General features: G+C 44.3%; 14 protein-coding genes. 4 read left to right on the top strand and 10 right to left on the bottom strand.

Annotated features, from left to right (window positions below; all coding sequences use genetic code 11):
• The first annotated feature begins 53 nt into the window (after window positions 1-53).
• Window positions 54-1,535, top strand: coding sequence for an aminotransferase class I/II-fold pyridoxal phosphate-dependent enzyme (locus ACFO4L_RS02615; protein WP_377908091.1), 1,482 nt, complete (start codon window positions 54-56; stop codon window positions 1,533-1,535).
• 55 nt (window positions 1,536-1,590) lie between these two features.
• On the opposite strand, the gene ACFO4L_RS02610 is transcribed toward ACFO4L_RS02615, so the two are convergent.
• From ACFO4L_RS02610 to ACFO4L_RS02570, 9 genes are all read right to left on the bottom strand, one after another.
• On the bottom strand, window positions 1,591-1,899 hold the full coding sequence (locus ACFO4L_RS02610; RefSeq protein ID WP_377908089.1) for an SAV0927 family protein: 309 nt from the start codon (window positions 1,897-1,899) through the stop codon (window positions 1,591-1,593).
• A gap of 115 nt (window positions 1,900-2,014) precedes the next feature.
• Window positions 2,015-2,455 (bottom strand): hypothetical protein, encoded by a 441-nt coding sequence (locus ACFO4L_RS02605; RefSeq protein ID WP_377908088.1) that lies wholly within the window; start codon window positions 2,453-2,455, stop codon window positions 2,015-2,017.
• A gap of 195 nt (window positions 2,456-2,650) precedes the next feature.
• A complete protein-coding gene (locus tag ACFO4L_RS02600) occupies window positions 2,651-3,772 on the bottom strand; it encodes a M23 family metallopeptidase (protein WP_377908086.1) in 1,122 nt (373 codons plus the stop codon).
• 12 nt (window positions 3,773-3,784) lie between these two features.
• Window positions 3,785-4,693: a polysaccharide deacetylase family protein gene (locus tag ACFO4L_RS02595; protein WP_377908085.1), complete on the bottom strand. Its 909-nt coding sequence runs from the start codon at window positions 4,691-4,693 to the stop codon at window positions 3,785-3,787.
• Between the two features lie 230 nt (window positions 4,694-4,923).
• Window positions 4,924-6,336, bottom strand: coding sequence for a dihydrolipoyl dehydrogenase (gene lpdA / locus ACFO4L_RS02590; protein WP_168009377.1), 1,413 nt, complete (start codon window positions 6,334-6,336; stop codon window positions 4,924-4,926).
• Window positions 6,337-6,339: 3 nt separating this feature from the next.
• Window positions 6,340-7,653 (bottom strand): dihydrolipoamide acetyltransferase family protein, encoded by a 1,314-nt coding sequence (locus tag ACFO4L_RS02585; RefSeq protein WP_377908084.1) that lies wholly within the window; start codon window positions 7,651-7,653, stop codon window positions 6,340-6,342.
• A 105-nt stretch (window positions 7,654-7,758) separates the two neighbouring features.
• Window positions 7,759-8,736, bottom strand: a complete 978-nt coding sequence (locus ACFO4L_RS02580) for an alpha-ketoacid dehydrogenase subunit beta (protein ID WP_377908083.1) — start codon at window positions 8,734-8,736, stop codon at window positions 7,759-7,761.
• Between the two features lie 3 nt (window positions 8,737-8,739).
• Entirely contained in the window at window positions 8,740-9,831 is a 1,092-nt protein-coding gene (pdhA, locus tag ACFO4L_RS02575) for a pyruvate dehydrogenase (acetyl-transferring) E1 component subunit alpha (RefSeq protein ID WP_377908082.1), read from the bottom strand.
• Window positions 9,832-10,215: 384 nt separating this feature from the next.
• The gene (locus tag ACFO4L_RS02570; protein ID WP_377908081.1) at window positions 10,216-10,866 is read right to left on the bottom strand and encodes a YkyA family protein; all 651 of its coding nucleotides are present in this window, start codon (window positions 10,864-10,866) and stop codon (window positions 10,216-10,218) included.
• Between the two features lie 380 nt (window positions 10,867-11,246).
• Here ACFO4L_RS02570 and def point away from each other — a divergent pair, with 380 nt between their 5' ends.
• The 3 genes from def (at window position 11,247) to rnjA (ending at window position 14,028) form a co-directional block, all read left to right on the top strand.
• Entirely contained in the window at window positions 11,247-11,828 is a 582-nt protein-coding gene (def, locus tag ACFO4L_RS02565) for a peptide deformylase (RefSeq protein ID WP_377908080.1), read from the top strand.
• A gap of 320 nt (window positions 11,829-12,148) precedes the next feature.
• Window positions 12,149-12,367 (top strand): DNA-dependent RNA polymerase subunit epsilon, encoded by a 219-nt coding sequence (locus tag ACFO4L_RS02560; protein ID WP_377908079.1) that lies wholly within the window; start codon window positions 12,149-12,151, stop codon window positions 12,365-12,367.
• Entirely contained in the window at window positions 12,364-14,028 is a 1,665-nt protein-coding gene (gene rnjA, locus ACFO4L_RS02555; RefSeq protein WP_377908078.1) for a ribonuclease J1, read from the top strand. Before ACFO4L_RS02560 ends, rnjA begins: the two co-directional genes overlap by 4 nt.
• Window positions 14,029-14,552: 524 nt before the next feature.
• Here rnjA and ACFO4L_RS02550 read toward each other — a convergent pair.
• Entirely contained in the window at window positions 14,553-15,164 is a 612-nt protein-coding gene (locus ACFO4L_RS02550) for a CadD family cadmium resistance transporter (RefSeq protein ID WP_377908077.1), read from the bottom strand.
• Between the last annotated feature and the right edge of the window lie 48 nt (window positions 15,165-15,212).

Below are 15,212 nucleotides of genomic sequence, written 5' to 3'. Positions count from 1 at the left end.
TACTTTTTTTGTTTGCTTCTTATGAGGCATTCATATAAATGGGAGGATGAATCATGAACAGAGTCCAGGAAAAGGCTCCATTATACGAGGGCCTGCTAGAACATATTAACAAAGATCCGCTGCAGTTTCATATACCCGGACATAAAAAAGGGGCCGGAATGGATCCTGACTTCCGTCGTTTTGTAGGTGACAATGTATTAAAAATGGATCTTATAAACATAGCGCCGCTCGACGATTTGCATCATCCAAAAAAAATAATTGATGAGGCTCAGCGACTTGCAGCCAAGGCTTTTGGGGCTGATCATACGTTTTTTTCCGTTCAAGGCACAAGCGGGGCAATTATGACAATGATCATGTCTGTATGCGGGCCGGGCGATAAAATAATTGTTCCAAGAAACGTGCATAAGTCCATTATGTCTGCCGTTATTTTTGCAGGAGCGAGACCGGTGTTTGTGCATCCGGAAATAGATGAAGCATTCGGTATCTCGCATGGAATTTCACTGGAGGCTGCAGAGCGGGCCCTTGAAGCACACCCCGATGCAAAAGCATTTCTCGTTATTAATCCCACCTATTTTGGTATAGCTGCAGACTTAAAACGCATTGCAGAAGCAGCTCATCGGTATGGCATTCCTGTCCTCGTCGATGAGGCTCACGGCGTCCACACGCATTTTCATAATAGGCTTCCGCTGTCTGCCATGCAGGCAGGAGCGGATATGTCAGCCACAAGCGTGCATAAGCTGGGGGGATCACTCACTCAAAGTTCCGTGTTAAATATTCAAGGAAGCCTCGTACAGCCTGCAAGAGTACAGGCTGTGATCAGCATGCTGACTACAACTTCCACCTCTTATATTCTTTTAGCCTCTCTCGACACGGCGAGAAGACATTTGGCGATAAACGGGTGGCAGGAGATCGAAAAAGCATTGAACCTTTCGACAGCTCTTCGCGATCAAATTAATAAAATACCCGGTCTTTCTGCTCCCGGTAAAGAGATGCTGAACCATAAATCCCGGTTTGATATGGATACAACAAAAGTGATGATCAGCGTGAAGGAACTTCGAATTACCGGTTATGACGCAGAAGTCTGGCTGAGAGAAAACGAAAATATTGAAGTGGAGTTATCTGATTTATACAACATTCTCGTGATTGTTACACCGGCAGATTCACAAGAAACAATCAGCAAGCTTGCCAGTGCTCTAGAACATTTAAGCAAAAAAATGCTCCCTTCCAGAACATGGGTCGACAACGGCGCAGAGGTGGAGGTACCATCCATTCCCGTTCTTGCCTATTCTCCGCGGGATGCGTTTTATGCGGATACAGAAGAAGTTCCCCTGCATGCCTCTGCCGGAAGGATCAGTGCTGAATTTCTGATGATTTATCCGCCTGGAATTCCGGTCTTCATCCCTGGAGAAATCATTGAAGAAGAAAATCTTCGTTACATTAAAAAAAATATGGAATCCGGTCTTCCCGTTCAGGGACTGGAAGATAAGTCCCTTTCTTCTATTAAAGTGATTCGCGAAAGCAAGCCGATCATTTAATCAGCAAAAAACGTGCTTCAGCTTCGGATGCTGGCGCACGTTTTTGTAATCGTAATTATTGACCTGCAACAGATGGTGGCATAGCTGCATATGGCTTCATCGCCTTTTTGAAATAGGAAGCAAGAATGGAAGTATCTGTTTCGTCTACCATATGAAACATTTCCATGAGGGTTTTGTTATCGTCGAGCGTGTTATAGTCTAATAGCAGCTGGCGGCCCGTATGGAGACAAATAACAAGAGTTTTACCGAAGAACATGGTGGAGTAGATGATAGCGTAGTCATACCGGTCCCCAGCAATATCAACACCTATAAACTGAACATCCGCTTTTTCATGAACATTATAAAGCTCCCTGCAGAACTCCATCAAAATCCCTCCTCCCTTTTATTATAAGAAAATTCAGTCAATAATTCAAATAGGCGCTTTCGTCGAAAAGGACTTCCAGTAAAACGATGAATGATTAAATGAAACAGCCCACTTTCTACGAATGGAAAGTGGACTGTTTTGCTTGAATAAACTGAACCAGCTCTTGAGCAAATATTAAATCTTGATTTGAAATACGATAGTCAGAATCGATCAGCTTTACGCTGATCATATATGTGAGCTGATTTCCTGCATAGACGGGAAGATAGAGAGCTTGATCCCTTCCCTTTTTTACGTAAGAAGTCATTTGAAGACGTTCAGGAAATAAGAAGCCCTGCCCAAGGGTTTCCTGTTCCTTTGATAGACCACGGATGCCGAGCGCATATTTTAGCTTCATGCCATCATCTGAGTACTGATGAATCGTTAAAACGGCTTGTTTCCTTCCAGCTGCATGAATCGTTTTTAAAATCCGCACCATAAAGTCTTCCTGACTGACTGCGTAGTCATAAGCAAGACCTACTTCAAGCCGCATTTCATCCAAAAAATCTGATTTGTTCATTCTGCTCCACCACCTTTTGTGCCCCATATCCACTGTTCTGCCCATCATAACATAGTCAATTTTAAAATCATGTCGTCTTTTGTCTATAAAAGACGGATATTTAAATTATTCGAAAAAATGAGTCTAAAGTATAGTAAACAGAAAGAGACGTGAGCTCCCTTTCAGCCCACGCCTCTTCCATAATTTTCGATTATGTTACGGCCACAATTCACGCAAAATATCCGCTGTCTCTTCAAGTGTAAATGGTTCCCAGAAAAGCTGGCCGTCAATCAGTAAATCTTTATGCAGATGCAGACCACCGTCATCCCCGATTAAGGCATAGCTGGTACCAGAATTACCAACATATCCGATGACCGTTTCTGCATCAACTGTATCACCAACCTCTACATCCTCCGGGATATCGTCCAAATGTGCAAAGCGGATCATCACTCCGTAGTCATATTGAACCCAAACCTGTTGTCCTCGAAGCCGATCTAGAATATATTCAGGTGTAAACCCTGCCTCTGCTGCTACTTCCAGTTCTGCGTCCCGCTCCTCTTCAGAAGGATAATCTTCGTAATCCAAATCAGATCTAACGACAGTGCCTTCAGCCATGGCATAGATCGGCGTGTCCGTCGTTATTTCAACACCGGAGGCATAGTCATAATAATCAATTCCTTCGTGCTCACCGTTTCGGTAATCTCTCGGTGCACCTGGCAGATGGCTCTCCACGGTACTAACAGAGGCATCTTCAATCGGGCGCTCTAAAAACTCTAAATAGGCAACCATATCTTCTGGTGTCATCGACTCAATCTCGGCTTCTGCTTCGATGGAAGGCGGATCGTCAGGCAGCGTGATGAAGAGCTCTCCTTCTTCTTCTTCAAGCTCGGTTTCAAATCCGTACTCAAACAAATCTCTGTGAAGCAACGCTTCTTCTCCTTCATTTGTTTCAAGAAAAGCTGCTTCATAAGGTAGATATTGTCCGTTGATCTCCATGACAGGTATCCGCTCAACTAAATAGATATCAAGATCTTCCCACGTGATCTCTACGGAGCGATTGACGTCATCATACATGTAGGACAGACCGAGTTCTTCAGCAGCTTCTTCAGCAGAAACATAATCGCCGTCCAGCGTAAGCTCAGCATCATAAGAAGGCTCTGGTTCCTGCTCTTCCGGATCATTTTCATTCTCAACGTCTTCTGCATTTTTCTCATCAGCCGTTAACTCATTGTCCTGCTGCTCTGCAGCCGAATTATTGTTGTTTGAATTCGTATCGTCATTCATATCTGCACAGCCTGCAAGCAGAATACCAGCAGAAATCAAATACCATTTTTTCATTTTTTTATACCCCTATTCAATTTCATCAGGATCAACAAAATCGTAACCTTTGCCTCTCAATCCTTCCACTATATCTTCCAGTGCTTCAAGCGAGTGTTCACGATCATGCATGAGAAGATTAGCTCCGCTGCGCAGATTTTCAGTCTCAACCATTATTTCTGCGAGCGGACCTGCCTCCATGTAATCAGCTTCCCAATCATAGCCGTATGTCCAGTTCATACTCTGCATGCCTTCTGCCTCTACGATCTCTTCAGAAGCATCGGTATTCACACCAAATGGAGCTCTGAAAAATCTAGGACGTTCTCCTGTAATCTCTTCAATCATATCATTTAGTTCAACAATTTCCGCTTCCGTTTCTTCAGCAGAAACATCACTTAAATTTGGATGACTCATCGTATGATTTCCGATTTCAAATCCTAGCTCATAAATCTCTTCCAGTTGTTCTTTCCCTTCATCGGAAGTGATGAAATGGCCATTTACAAAAAAGATAGCTGGTGTATCCATTTCAGCCAGAGCTTCAGCCATTTGTACTCCATGATTGTCAGGTGCGTCATCAATCGTCATCAGCACAATTTCTTCTTCGGCATCTTCCAGCGGTTGAATGGAAGCATCCCCTGCTACATAGTAAGCCGGCTCGGCTGCTTCTTCATTCTCCTCCTCGTTTTGTTCACTGTTCGTGTTGTCGTCTGTTTCATTCATATCTGCCTCATCCGTATGTTCATCATTGTTCATTTCGTTTTCTGTATAATCATTTTCATCTGTATTGGCTGCTTCTTCATTTTCAGCGTTATCGTCATTCTCCTGATCATTGTTCTCGTTATGTACTTCTGTTTCCGCGGCTTCATTCCCATTCCCATTATTATCTGCACATCCTGCAGCAAAAACCAGCATGACACCGGCAAGTATTCCCGTTCGTTTCATAGATAAGCCGCCCCCTTGAATTGTCTGTGTACCTCCCTGATTTTAACACATCCGTATTCACCGCTCCAAACGTAAACCGGGTAAATTCCAGAATATTTCTTACAAAATCTGGCTTATCCAGATTCCATGCTTCTTTTATGAGAAGTACGCTCAGACAACAATTGAAAAAGCGCCCCTGGAAAAGGAGCGCTTTGATATCCTGCGTTGTAAAGAATGAGGTCCGGCAGCCTTTATTTTGTAATATGAACTGGCATGCCGAGAGCAACTTCAGCTGTTTCCATCGTAATTTCGCCTAATGATGGATGCGCATGAATCGTAAGCGCAATGTCTTCAGCTGTCATACCAGCTTCAATTGCTACACAAGCCTCTGAGATCATATCAGATGCATTATGACCAGCAATTTGAACACCGAGTACGAGTCCATCTTCTTTACGAGTTACCATCTTCATGAACCCTTCAGATTCATTCAGCGAGAGGGCACGTCCATTAGCCTGGAACGGGAACTTCGCTGCGGTAACGTCATAGCCTTCTTCTTTAGCCTGCGCTTCTGTAAGGCCAACTTGCGCCAGCTCTGGACCTGAGAACACGACTTCTGGAATAGCAGTGTAATCTATTTCCGATTTTTCACCGGAAATCACTTCTGCAGCAACTTTTGCTTCATAAGATGCCTTATGCGCAAGAGCTGGTCCAGCTACGATATCTCCAATTGCATAAATGTTTGAGGCTGACGTACGGCACTGCTTGTCTATCTTCACAAAGCCTTTATCGTCAAGCTCAACTCCAGCCTGTTCAAGACCCAGTTCATCGGTATTTGGACGGCGGCCGACAGTAACAAGAAGAACGTTTCCTTCAAACTCTTCTTCTTTACCTTTAACTTCCGCTTTTACCTTCACACCGTTTTTCGTTTCTTCCATTTCCTGTGCAAATGCTTCTGTTTTAATCGTGACACCCATGTTTTTAAGACGCTTGGAAACAAGCTGACTCATTTGCTTTTCGAAGCTAGGCAGAATCTGTTTAGTACCCTCGAGGATCGTTACTTCAGATCCAAGATTCGCGTATGCAGATCCAAGTTCTACCCCAATGTAGCCTCCGCCGATTACGAGAAGCTTTTCAGGGACTTCCTCCAGTGCCAGAGCACCAGTTGAAGAAACGACTTTGCCTTCCTTAAATTTAAAGGCAGGCAGCTCAATAGGACGGGAGCCCGTAGCTACAATACAGTTTTTAAACTTGTACGTCTGCGAGTTTTTGTCGTCCATAATCTTACACGTCTCATCATCTACAAAGTAAGCTTCTCCGCGAACGATATTTACTTTATTACCTTTTAGGAGTCCTTCAACTCCGCCGGTAAGCTTGTCAACGACAGAGCCTTTCCACTTCTGCACTTTAGAGAAGTCGAGCTTTACATCGCCGACGGAAATTCCCATGTCATCGGAATTACCTGCGTTATGAAAACGGTGTCCCGCTTCAATCAGCGCTTTTGAAGGAATACATCCGACGTTTAAACAAACACCGCCCATGTTACCTTTCTCTACGATTGTAACGGTTTGACCAAGCTGGGCAGCACGGATGGCGGCTACATAGCCACCGGGACCGGACCCAATTATCAGCGTGTCTACCTCTTCAGGAAAATCTCCTACTACCATGCACTATCCCTCCATTACCAATAGTTGTGGATCGTTCAGCAGGCGCTTAATGTGATTCATGGCGTGCTGTGCAGTCGCACCATCAATGATACGATGATCAAAGCTTAAAGACAAGGCTAAAACAGGTGCGACTGTTACTTCCCCATCTTTTACAACAGCTTTTTCCGCAATGCGGCCCAGCCCAAGAATCGCTACTTCCGGATGGTTGATAACTGGTGTAAACCACTGACCGCCGGCAGAACCAATATTCGTAATAGTGATAGAAGCACCTTTCATTTCGTCAGAGGCAAGCTTTCCATCGCGGGCTTTACCTGCTAGGTCATTAATCTCATCAGAAATGGTGAAAATAGATTTGCGGTCTGTGTTTTTCACTACTGGAACGAGCAGACCTTTTTCGGTGTCAGCTGCAATTCCAATGTTGTAATAGTGCTTATGAACAATCTCTTCCGTTGAATCATCGAGCGAAGTATTCAGCATTGGGAATTCACGTACAGCACTTGTTAATGCTTTAACGACATACGGAAGGTACGTCAGTTTAATTCCTTTTTCCTGAGCAACTGGCTTAAACTGTTTGCGGTGTTCAACCAATGCAGACACTTCAATTTCATCCATTAACGTTACGTGAGGAGCTGTATGCTTGGAATTAACCATTGCTTTTGAAATTGCCTTACGAATGCCAGACATTTTCTCACGAGTTTCAGCCTGGCCTTCGGCTGGCTCATAGGAAGCTACCGGCTGCTTTTCTTCCTTTGCTTCATCTGAAGGAGCCGAAGCAGTCTCTGCAGCTGGCTGATCCCCGGAAAGGTATGCATCGACATCTTCTTTCAGTACACGGCTGTTCTTTCCGCTGCCGCGAACCTGACGGATGTTGACATCTTTATCACGAGCGTATTTACGTACAGAAGGCATTGCAATCACACGGCTGCCGTCATCTTCTTTTGAAGCACTTTCAGACGTTGAGTCTGCAGCAGGACCTTCATCCTTTTGAGCATCCTTGCTGTCTTCTTTAGGCTCTTCTTTGCTTTCTTCCTCTGATTCTTCCGCTGCATCTTCCCCGTCTTCATCAGCCGGAGGCTCTGCATCTGTTTCAAAGGTAATGATTACTTCACCGACAGTTGTGACTGTTCCCTCTTCAACGTGAAGCTGCTTTACTGTCCCCTCTACCGGAGAAGGAATTTCAACAACTGCTTTGTCGTTTTGCACTTCACAGAGAATGTCATCCTCTTTTACTTCGTCGCCCTCTTTTACTTCCCATTTGACGATTTCGCCTTCATGGATTCCTTCCCCAATGTCCGGGAGCTTAAATTCATATGCCATGGAAATGCCTCCATTTCAAGTAATGTTTGCTTAAATTGATTGAAAGTGCCGCAAAGAGGAGATTCTGATAACAGCCTCTCCTCCTGCGGGTTATTTCATGCAGATTTAGAAGTTCAGTGTTTCTTTCACTTTCTCAGCAATATCTTTATCATTTGGCAGCCAAGTATCCTCTGCAGCTGCAAACGGGAATACCGTGTCAGCTGCGGTTACACGACCTACAGGAGCTTCCAGGCTCAAAATCGCACGATCATTAATTTCAGCAACCACATTCGCTGCAATACCTGCCTGCTTTTGCGCTTCCTGCACGACTACAGCATGATTTGTTTTCTCCACTGATTCAATAATCGCATCAATATCGAGCGGGCTTACCGTTCGCAGATCAATTACCTCGGCAGAGATGCCGTCTTTTTCCAATTGCTCGGCAGCCTTTAAGGAAGCCTGTACCATTGCACCATACGTGATGATAGATACATCTGTTCCTTCACGCTTTACATCCGCTTTCCCAAGCGGAATAGTGTACTCTTCTTCAGGAACTTCATCACGGAATGAACGGTAAAGCTTCATGTGCTCCAGAAAAACAACAGGGTCGTTATCGCGGATGGCAGAAATCAGCAGTCCCTTTGCATCATATGGATTGGAAGGAATGACCACTTTCAGACCCGGCGTCTGAGCCATTAAACCTTCAAGGCTGTCGGCGTGCATTTCAGGCGTTTTTACACCTCCGCCAAATGGTGAACGGATTGTTACCGGTGCATTGTAAACGCCACCTGAACGGTAGTGCAGTCGTGCCATCTGTCCTGCAATGGAATCGAAAGCTTCAAAGACAAACCCAAAAAATTGAAGTTCCATAACTGAACGGTATCCAGTCAGGCTCAAACCGTGAGCAAGCCCGCCGATTGCAGACTCCGCTAATGGCGTGTCAAACACCCGCTCCTCGCCAAATTCCTTTTGAAGACCATCCGTCGCACGGAATACGCCTCCGTTGTTTCCTACGTCTTCTCCATACACTAGTACTTTTTCATCGTTTTTCAGCTCATTACGCATTGCATCAGTAATGGCCTGGATCATCGTCATCTGCGCCATAGCTTACTTCGACTCCTTTTTCTCGTAGTATTCGCGCTGCTCCTGCAGGTTAGTCGGCTCTTCATCGGAGAACGTGATGTCGATCAGGTCAGTCACCTTCTGCTTCGCTGTACCGTCTGCTTCTTTAATAGCAGCTTTAATGTCTTCCTTCGCCTGCTCTACGATTTTCTCTTCTTCATCTTCGCTCCACAGTTTCTTATCTTCAAGAAACTTACGGAAACGTACAAGCGGATCTTTCTTCTCCCACTCATCGTCTTCCTCGGAAGTACGGTATCGAGTCGGGTCATCTCCGGCCATCGTATGCGGCCCGTAACGGTACGTTAAGAATTCCAGAAGTGTTGGACCTTCTCCTTCAACTCCGCGCTCACGTGCTTTTTGTGTAGCTGCGTAAACGGCGAGAATATCCATTCCATCTACCTGTTCGCCGTGGATTCCCGCTGCTACTGCCTTCTGGGCAATAGTCTTCGCTGCTGATTGTTTTTCAACAGGCACGGAAATAGCAAAGCGGTTATTTTGTACAATAAATACAGCCGGGAGGTTGTAAGCACCCGCGAAGTTCATGCCTTCATAAAAGTCACCCTGAGAAGCACCGCCGTCACCGGTATACGTGATAGCGATCTGTTTTTCACCGTCTTTTTGAAGCCCCATTGCGACACCGGCAGTCTGAGTGATCTGAGCACCAATGATGATTTGCGGAAGCATAATGCGAACGCCTTCCGGAACTTGTCCACCTTTAAAGTGCCCGCGAGACCATAGAAAAGCCTGGTGCAGCGGAAGCCCGTGGTAATAAATCTGCGGAATATCACGGTATCCAGGGAGGATCCAGTCTTTCTTATCCAGCGCAAACTGAGAGCCGATCATGGAAGCTTCTTGACCAGCAACAGGAGCGTAGAAGCCCAGGCGTCCCTGACGGTTTAACGAAATAGCACGCTGGTCCCAAATACGCGTGTACACCATGCGAGTCATCATTTCCTTCAGTTCTTCGTCAGACAGTTCAGGCATGGCGTCCTTATTAACTACCTTCCCTTTTTCGTCGAGAATCTGAAACATTTCAAACTGATCTTCAACTTTCTGAAGCTCTTTCGTTTTCTTCATGAAAAGGTTCACCTCATTTTTATTATTTAGCCTGCTGCAGCCTCTGATGAACTCAGCGTCTGTCGCGGCTCTGTAACAACCATCTTCAAATGAAAAGTAGTACAACTTGCTTTCACACCTCATAGTTTACACGAATGAAAATAGATTCGTCAACGACTTTAACCCTTGCTGTGTAACGTTAAAGAATCATCTTCTTCTGTAAAACACTTCACAATGCCATCCCATACTGTATTATTCTAATCTTTTGCCTGTTATATTCTCACCAGGTAGCCTGTTTTGGCTTCACCTGAAAACTATACCCGCTCCCCATTCGTATTAACCGTTTCCTGTGCACAAAAAAACTTTCCGGAAATGAATATTCCGGAAAGTAGAAGTGGATGGAAATTAAGAAGCCTGGCCGGCTTCGACCTGGAGTTCACTAATTTCATAGAAATCCATTTTGGCATCATTAAATTGCTCGGTTGCACGATTAAATGATTCGTTCCGTTCTGCGATTTCCCCGTACAGCTCATTAACCGTTTCATGCTGCTGCTGCAATTCTTCCATTTCAATTTCTTCGTTGGAAATCATGCTGAACAGTTCTATATCCTCATCAATGGACTGCATGTATGTATCGTAAAGATCCGTATATGCCCCATATCGTTCATCCATTAATTCTGTGACTTCATTGGCAGCTTCCTGTTCTTCTTCTTCGAGATTCCCTATGTGATCGGAACCTTCCTGAAACTGCTCATAAGCTTCATCAATGATGGACCGTTCCTCTTCCATTAGTTCACGGCGTTCCTCCGCAGAACCAATTGCTTCTTCAGACAACGGCTCTATTTCATCCGTCTCACTTAAACTGAGCATTTCTTCATACAGCTCATTTTCCTGTTCTTCTCTCTCTGCAAGCGGGTCCTGCACCTCAGCGATATCCTGCTCAATCTGCACGGCTGCTTCCCATTCCTCAAATACCTGTTCTGCGGCATTTTCTCCTGAACATGCTGCTGTTACAGCTAGCACACATGCTAACCCAGTTAATTTATATCCTGTCAAACGAAGCCCTCCTAAAAATAAATCATTCCTATCAAAATTACCTTAGTTGCCAATAGATTACAAGTGTCTATTTCTTAACATGAGCTCCCCTTTTCCTGCTGATTAGATGAAAAAAGAGATTTTCACTTTGCCGTTCATAATGGATTCATGCGTCACGTACCAAGCACCCTGCTTATAAACGCCCTATCATCTAAAGCAGCGCTGGTTCTGGTACAGATTCTGGTTACTGAATCCCTATAGTCAGTTAACTGAAGCAGATTCTTGACCGGCAGGCCGCATTAGTATGATTCTTCCTAATAAAAGACAGACACCATCTATTGAAAAGATACTTTATACGTTCTATATTAAATAGAGAGGATGGAGAGGGAGGAGCAGGATTGATGATAACGATGAAGGATATTATCCGCGAAGGGCATTCCGTGTTGAGAGAAAAAGCTGCTGAAGTTGCTATGCCGCCTTCAAAAGAAGACCAGGAAATGATGGATGCCATGATGACATTTTTACGTAACAGCCAGGATCCTGAAACGGCTGAAAAATATGAACTGCGTGCTGGAGTCGGTTTAGCCGCACCTCAAATTAATGTATCGAAACGGATCATTGCCGTACGAACAGCCAATGAAAATGATGAACCAAGAGAGTTTGCTTTATTTAATCCAAAGATTGTCAGCCATTCTGCAGAGACAGCCTATCTGGAGTCTGGTGAAGGGTGCTTGTCTGTAGACCGTAATGTGGAGGGTATTGTCCCGCGCTATGCCCGCATTAAGGTAGATGCGTTTGATCGAAACGGAGATAAATTGAAGCTTCGTTTTCGAGGATACGAGGCTATAGTCGTCCAGCATGAGCTTGATCATCTGGATGGCATTATGTTTTATGACCGGATTGAGGAGTATGCAGGTGATTATAAGCGGCCGCTTCCTTCTAAATCAATTGTACATCGCAGCGAAGAAGAGCTCGTTCTTTAAGCTTTTCATCACTTCACTCCGCCGGGCTCCCCGCCCCAGGCGGAGTTTTTTTTGGAAACGCTGCTGTTAATCCACGCGAGGCACAGTAGAAAATGAACGTCAACCTTGAATAACACGGTATTTACGTATAAAATATGAAAAAGGTGGAGAGAACGGTTTTCAATACTGATTCTGTTTCAGGATGTGCAAATCAGCCGGAAGCACATGAAATATGTGTCTTTGCACATCTTTTATGAACAGATTTCGGATTGGAACTCAGACGGACTTTTACAACCTGTTCAACTACTCAGTAGATCATTCAAACTAAAGGAGAGAATAGCATGATTTTCAAAGTATTTTACCAAGATACGCTCGCAGAAGTACCAGTGCGTGAACGAACCAGCTCGCTTTATGCGGAAGCCGAAACGGAGGAAGAAGTCCGAAAAGGCTTGAAAGATCGAGGATATAACATTGAATTTGTGACCCCGTTATCCGAAAAAGCCCTGGCATATGAGAAAGAATCCAATGAAGACTTCACTGTGGAGTCATTGTCCAAATGAAAGTAAAAAATCATCAAGTTGCTGTCTTTTCCCTGGGGGGTCTGGGTGAAATCGGCAAAAATATGTATGCAGTTCAATTTCAGGATGAGATTATTGTAATTGATTCCGGCATTATGTTTCCTGAAGACGAACTGCTCGGTATTGACTACGTCATTCCTGACTACACGTATTTAGTCAAAAATGCAGATAAAATCAAAGGGGTTTTTATTACCCATGGTCATGAAGATCACATCGGCAGTGTTCCCTACCTGTTAAAAGCAGTCAATGTTCCGATTTACGGAGGGAAACTTGCTTTAGCACTTATTCGCAACAAACTTGAAGAGCACCGGCTTCTTCGAACAGCTGAACTTCATGAGATCAACGAAGACACTGTGGTGAAATTCCAGAAAACGTCCGTATCGTTTTTTCAAACGACACACAGTATTCCCGATGCTTACGGTGTTGTCGTAAAAACACCATCCGGCAACATCGTACAAACGGGAGATTTTAAGTTTGATTTCACTCCTGTTGGTGAACCGGCTAACTTATCAAAAATGGCAAAAATCGGTGAAGAAGGCGTATTATGCCTCCTTTCTGACAGCACCAACGCAGAAGTTCCCGGTTTTACAATGTCGGAGCGAAAAGTCGGTGAAAGCATTGAATCGATTTTCAGAAAAGTAGACGGCCGAATTATTTTCGCTACGTTTGCGTCTAACATTTACCGGCTTCAGCAGGCTGTTGAATCAGCAGTTAAATACAGACGGAAAGTAGCCGTATTTGGGCGGAGTATGGAAAACGCTATACGGGTAGGACGTGAGCTCGGATACATTAAGGCTCCGGAAAGCACGTTTATTGATTCTTCCCAGCTGAATAAAATACCTGCTGACCAAGTATTAATTCTCTGTACCGGAAGCCAGGGAGAGCCGATGGCGGCGCTCTCCAGAATTGCTCACGGTACACATCGGCAGATTCAAGTTATCCCTGGCGACACCGTCGTATTTTCATCTTCTCCAATTCCCGGAAACACGCTGAGCGTCAGTAAAATTATTGACCAGCTTTTCCGTGCTGGAGCAGAAGTTATTCACGGACCGCTGAATGACATTCATACGTCTGGTCACGGCAGCCAGGAAGAACAGAAGCTGATGCTCAGACTAATGAAGCCAAAGTACTTCATGCCGATTCACGGGGAATACCGTATGCTGAAGAAGCATGCCGAGATGGCCCAGGATTGCGGGGTGCCTGAGCAGAACTGCTTTGTAATGGATATCGGTGATGTGCTCGCTCTTGATAAAGAGGAAGCTGGTCTTGCTGGCAAAGTACCGGCTGGTGCAGTTTATGTAGATGGAAATGGCATCGGCGATATAGGCAATATCGTTTTGCGGGACCGCCGCATTCTTTCCGAAGAAGGACTTGTTGTCGTTGTTGTCAGCCTGAACATGAAAAACCATAAGATTGCGTCAGGTCCGGATATTATTTCACGCGGTTTTGTCTATATGCGAGAATCCGGCGATCTCATAAACGAGGCGCAGCGTAAGCTGCATGGTCATCTGCAGCATATGATGAGTTCAAAGACTACGCAGTGGTCTGAAATTAAAAATTCTATTTCTGATACACTCGGTCCTTTTCTATATGAACGAACGAAGCGTAAACCGATGATTCTGCCAATTATTATGGAAGTTTAATTAGTCCGCAGCATCCGTTTTAAATCGCTTACGATTAAAGAGACTGGGATAAAACCAGCATCAACAGAAGCCCTTACCATTTTTGGTGAGGGCTTTCTGTATGAGGGGGTTGATCCTTCCAATGCCAATCGCTTGCCGCGGGCAAGGCTTCAGCTTACCGCCGCAAAAACAGCGGCGGTGGATCTTCAGCCCTTGCTTTTCCCGCAGGCGTCTCTTGTCTTTTCACGATCAACCCATGATCAAGATCGTACGGTCTTGATTTCCCGAAAAAAAAAAGGATACCTTCAGGTTAAGTTAGAACGACCAAGTCATAACAAAACCGGAGGTATCCTTTTGTTTAAAGAGTTTAACATGGATCAGCTCGTTCTGCCGATGGATTTATCCTCTCCATTACCAAAACATGATGTGGCCTTTGCGGTAAATGATCTCATTGCGTAACCCATTGCTAACCCAGCTTGCCCTCCGCCTACTATAATGACATCGTATTGCATAGAAAACCTCCAATTCATAAAGGATTATATTATTTATAAAAGGGAAATTAGAGCGTTGATCGTACCATTCTCATACATAATATATAACCCTAATCCTATGAACACGATCGGTACAATCCATCGTTCATACTCCTCGATTTTTTCCGAGATATAATTCACTGAAGCCAATCGGTAACTGACATAGCATAATACCCCTACCATAATAAAAAAGACTAGCATTACAATGGGTATTTCAATCGCATTTAACGTTGTAAAATATGGTACATAAATGGAAAAATCATCTGCACTAGAAGCCAACACAATAAAGGTAACCGTTAAGTATAGTTGATTAAAACGATCGGAAGATAAAAGAGATAGGATATTACTTTCCTGTTCCTCTTCCTCCCCCTTAATCCACACTTTAACGCCTAAATAAATGGGTAAAAGTCCAAGTAAGCCTACAATCCATTGTTGAGGAATGAAATTGACACCATAAGCTGCTAACAGACTCACCGATACAATGATTACAGTGCCTAAATATTGCCCAATCCAAATATGTTTCATTTGTCCTTTTTTTATTTGCGAAAATAGGAGAATTAATATAATCAGGTAATCAATACCTGTAGCTATATAAACCGCAATAGCCGTTAGTATTGTTGCAGCCAACTTCTTCAACTCCAATCACATGCAAGAATTTCTTGTTACTTTATCTCA

This window comes from Bacillus daqingensis (assembly GCF_042654445.1).
Classification (GTDB): Bacteria; Bacillota; Bacilli; order Bacillales; family Salisediminibacteriaceae; genus Alkalicoccus; species Alkalicoccus luteus.
The sequence above is the reverse complement of the archived record's forward strand: the minus strand, read 5'-3'. Positions and strand labels throughout refer to the sequence as shown.

What these genes read in the sequence shown, in the direction of transcription:
- ACFO4L_RS02580 (WP_377908083.1), bottom strand. Translation starts at nt 8,736, where the DNA reads ATGGCGCAGATGACGATGATCCAGGCCATTACTGATGCAATGCGTAAT.
- ACFO4L_RS02615 (WP_377908091.1), top strand. Translation starts at nt 54, where the DNA reads ATGAACAGAGTCCAGGAAAAGGCTCCATTATACGAGGGCCTGCTAGAA.
- ACFO4L_RS02610 (WP_377908089.1), bottom strand. Translation starts at nt 1,899, where the DNA reads ATGGAGTTCTGCAGGGAGCTTTATAATGTTCATGAAAAAGCGGATGTT.
- ACFO4L_RS02600 (WP_377908086.1), bottom strand. Translation starts at nt 3,772, where the DNA reads ATGAAAAAATGGTATTTGATTTCTGCTGGTATTCTGCTTGCAGGCTGT.
- ACFO4L_RS02605 (WP_377908088.1), bottom strand. Translation starts at nt 2,455, where the DNA reads ATGAACAAATCAGATTTTTTGGATGAAATGCGGCTTGAAGTAGGTCTT.
- ACFO4L_RS02560 (WP_377908079.1), top strand. Translation starts at nt 12,149, where the DNA reads ATGATTTTCAAAGTATTTTACCAAGATACGCTCGCAGAAGTACCAGTG.
- rnjA (WP_377908078.1), top strand. Translation starts at nt 12,364, where the DNA reads ATGAAAGTAAAAAATCATCAAGTTGCTGTCTTTTCCCTGGGGGGTCTG.
- ACFO4L_RS02595 (WP_377908085.1), bottom strand. Translation starts at nt 4,693, where the DNA reads ATGAAACGAACGGGAATACTTGCCGGTGTCATGCTGGTTTTTGCTGCA.
- ACFO4L_RS02585 (WP_377908084.1), bottom strand. Translation starts at nt 7,653, where the DNA reads ATGGCATATGAATTTAAGCTCCCGGACATTGGGGAAGGAATCCATGAA.
- lpdA (WP_168009377.1), bottom strand. Translation starts at nt 6,336, where the DNA reads ATGGTAGTAGGAGATTTTCCTGAAGAGGTAGACACGCTGATAATTGGG.
- pdhA (WP_377908082.1), bottom strand. Translation starts at nt 9,831, where the DNA reads ATGAAGAAAACGAAAGAGCTTCAGAAAGTTGAAGATCAGTTTGAAATG.
- def (WP_377908080.1), top strand. Translation starts at nt 11,247, where the DNA reads ATGATAACGATGAAGGATATTATCCGCGAAGGGCATTCCGTGTTGAGA.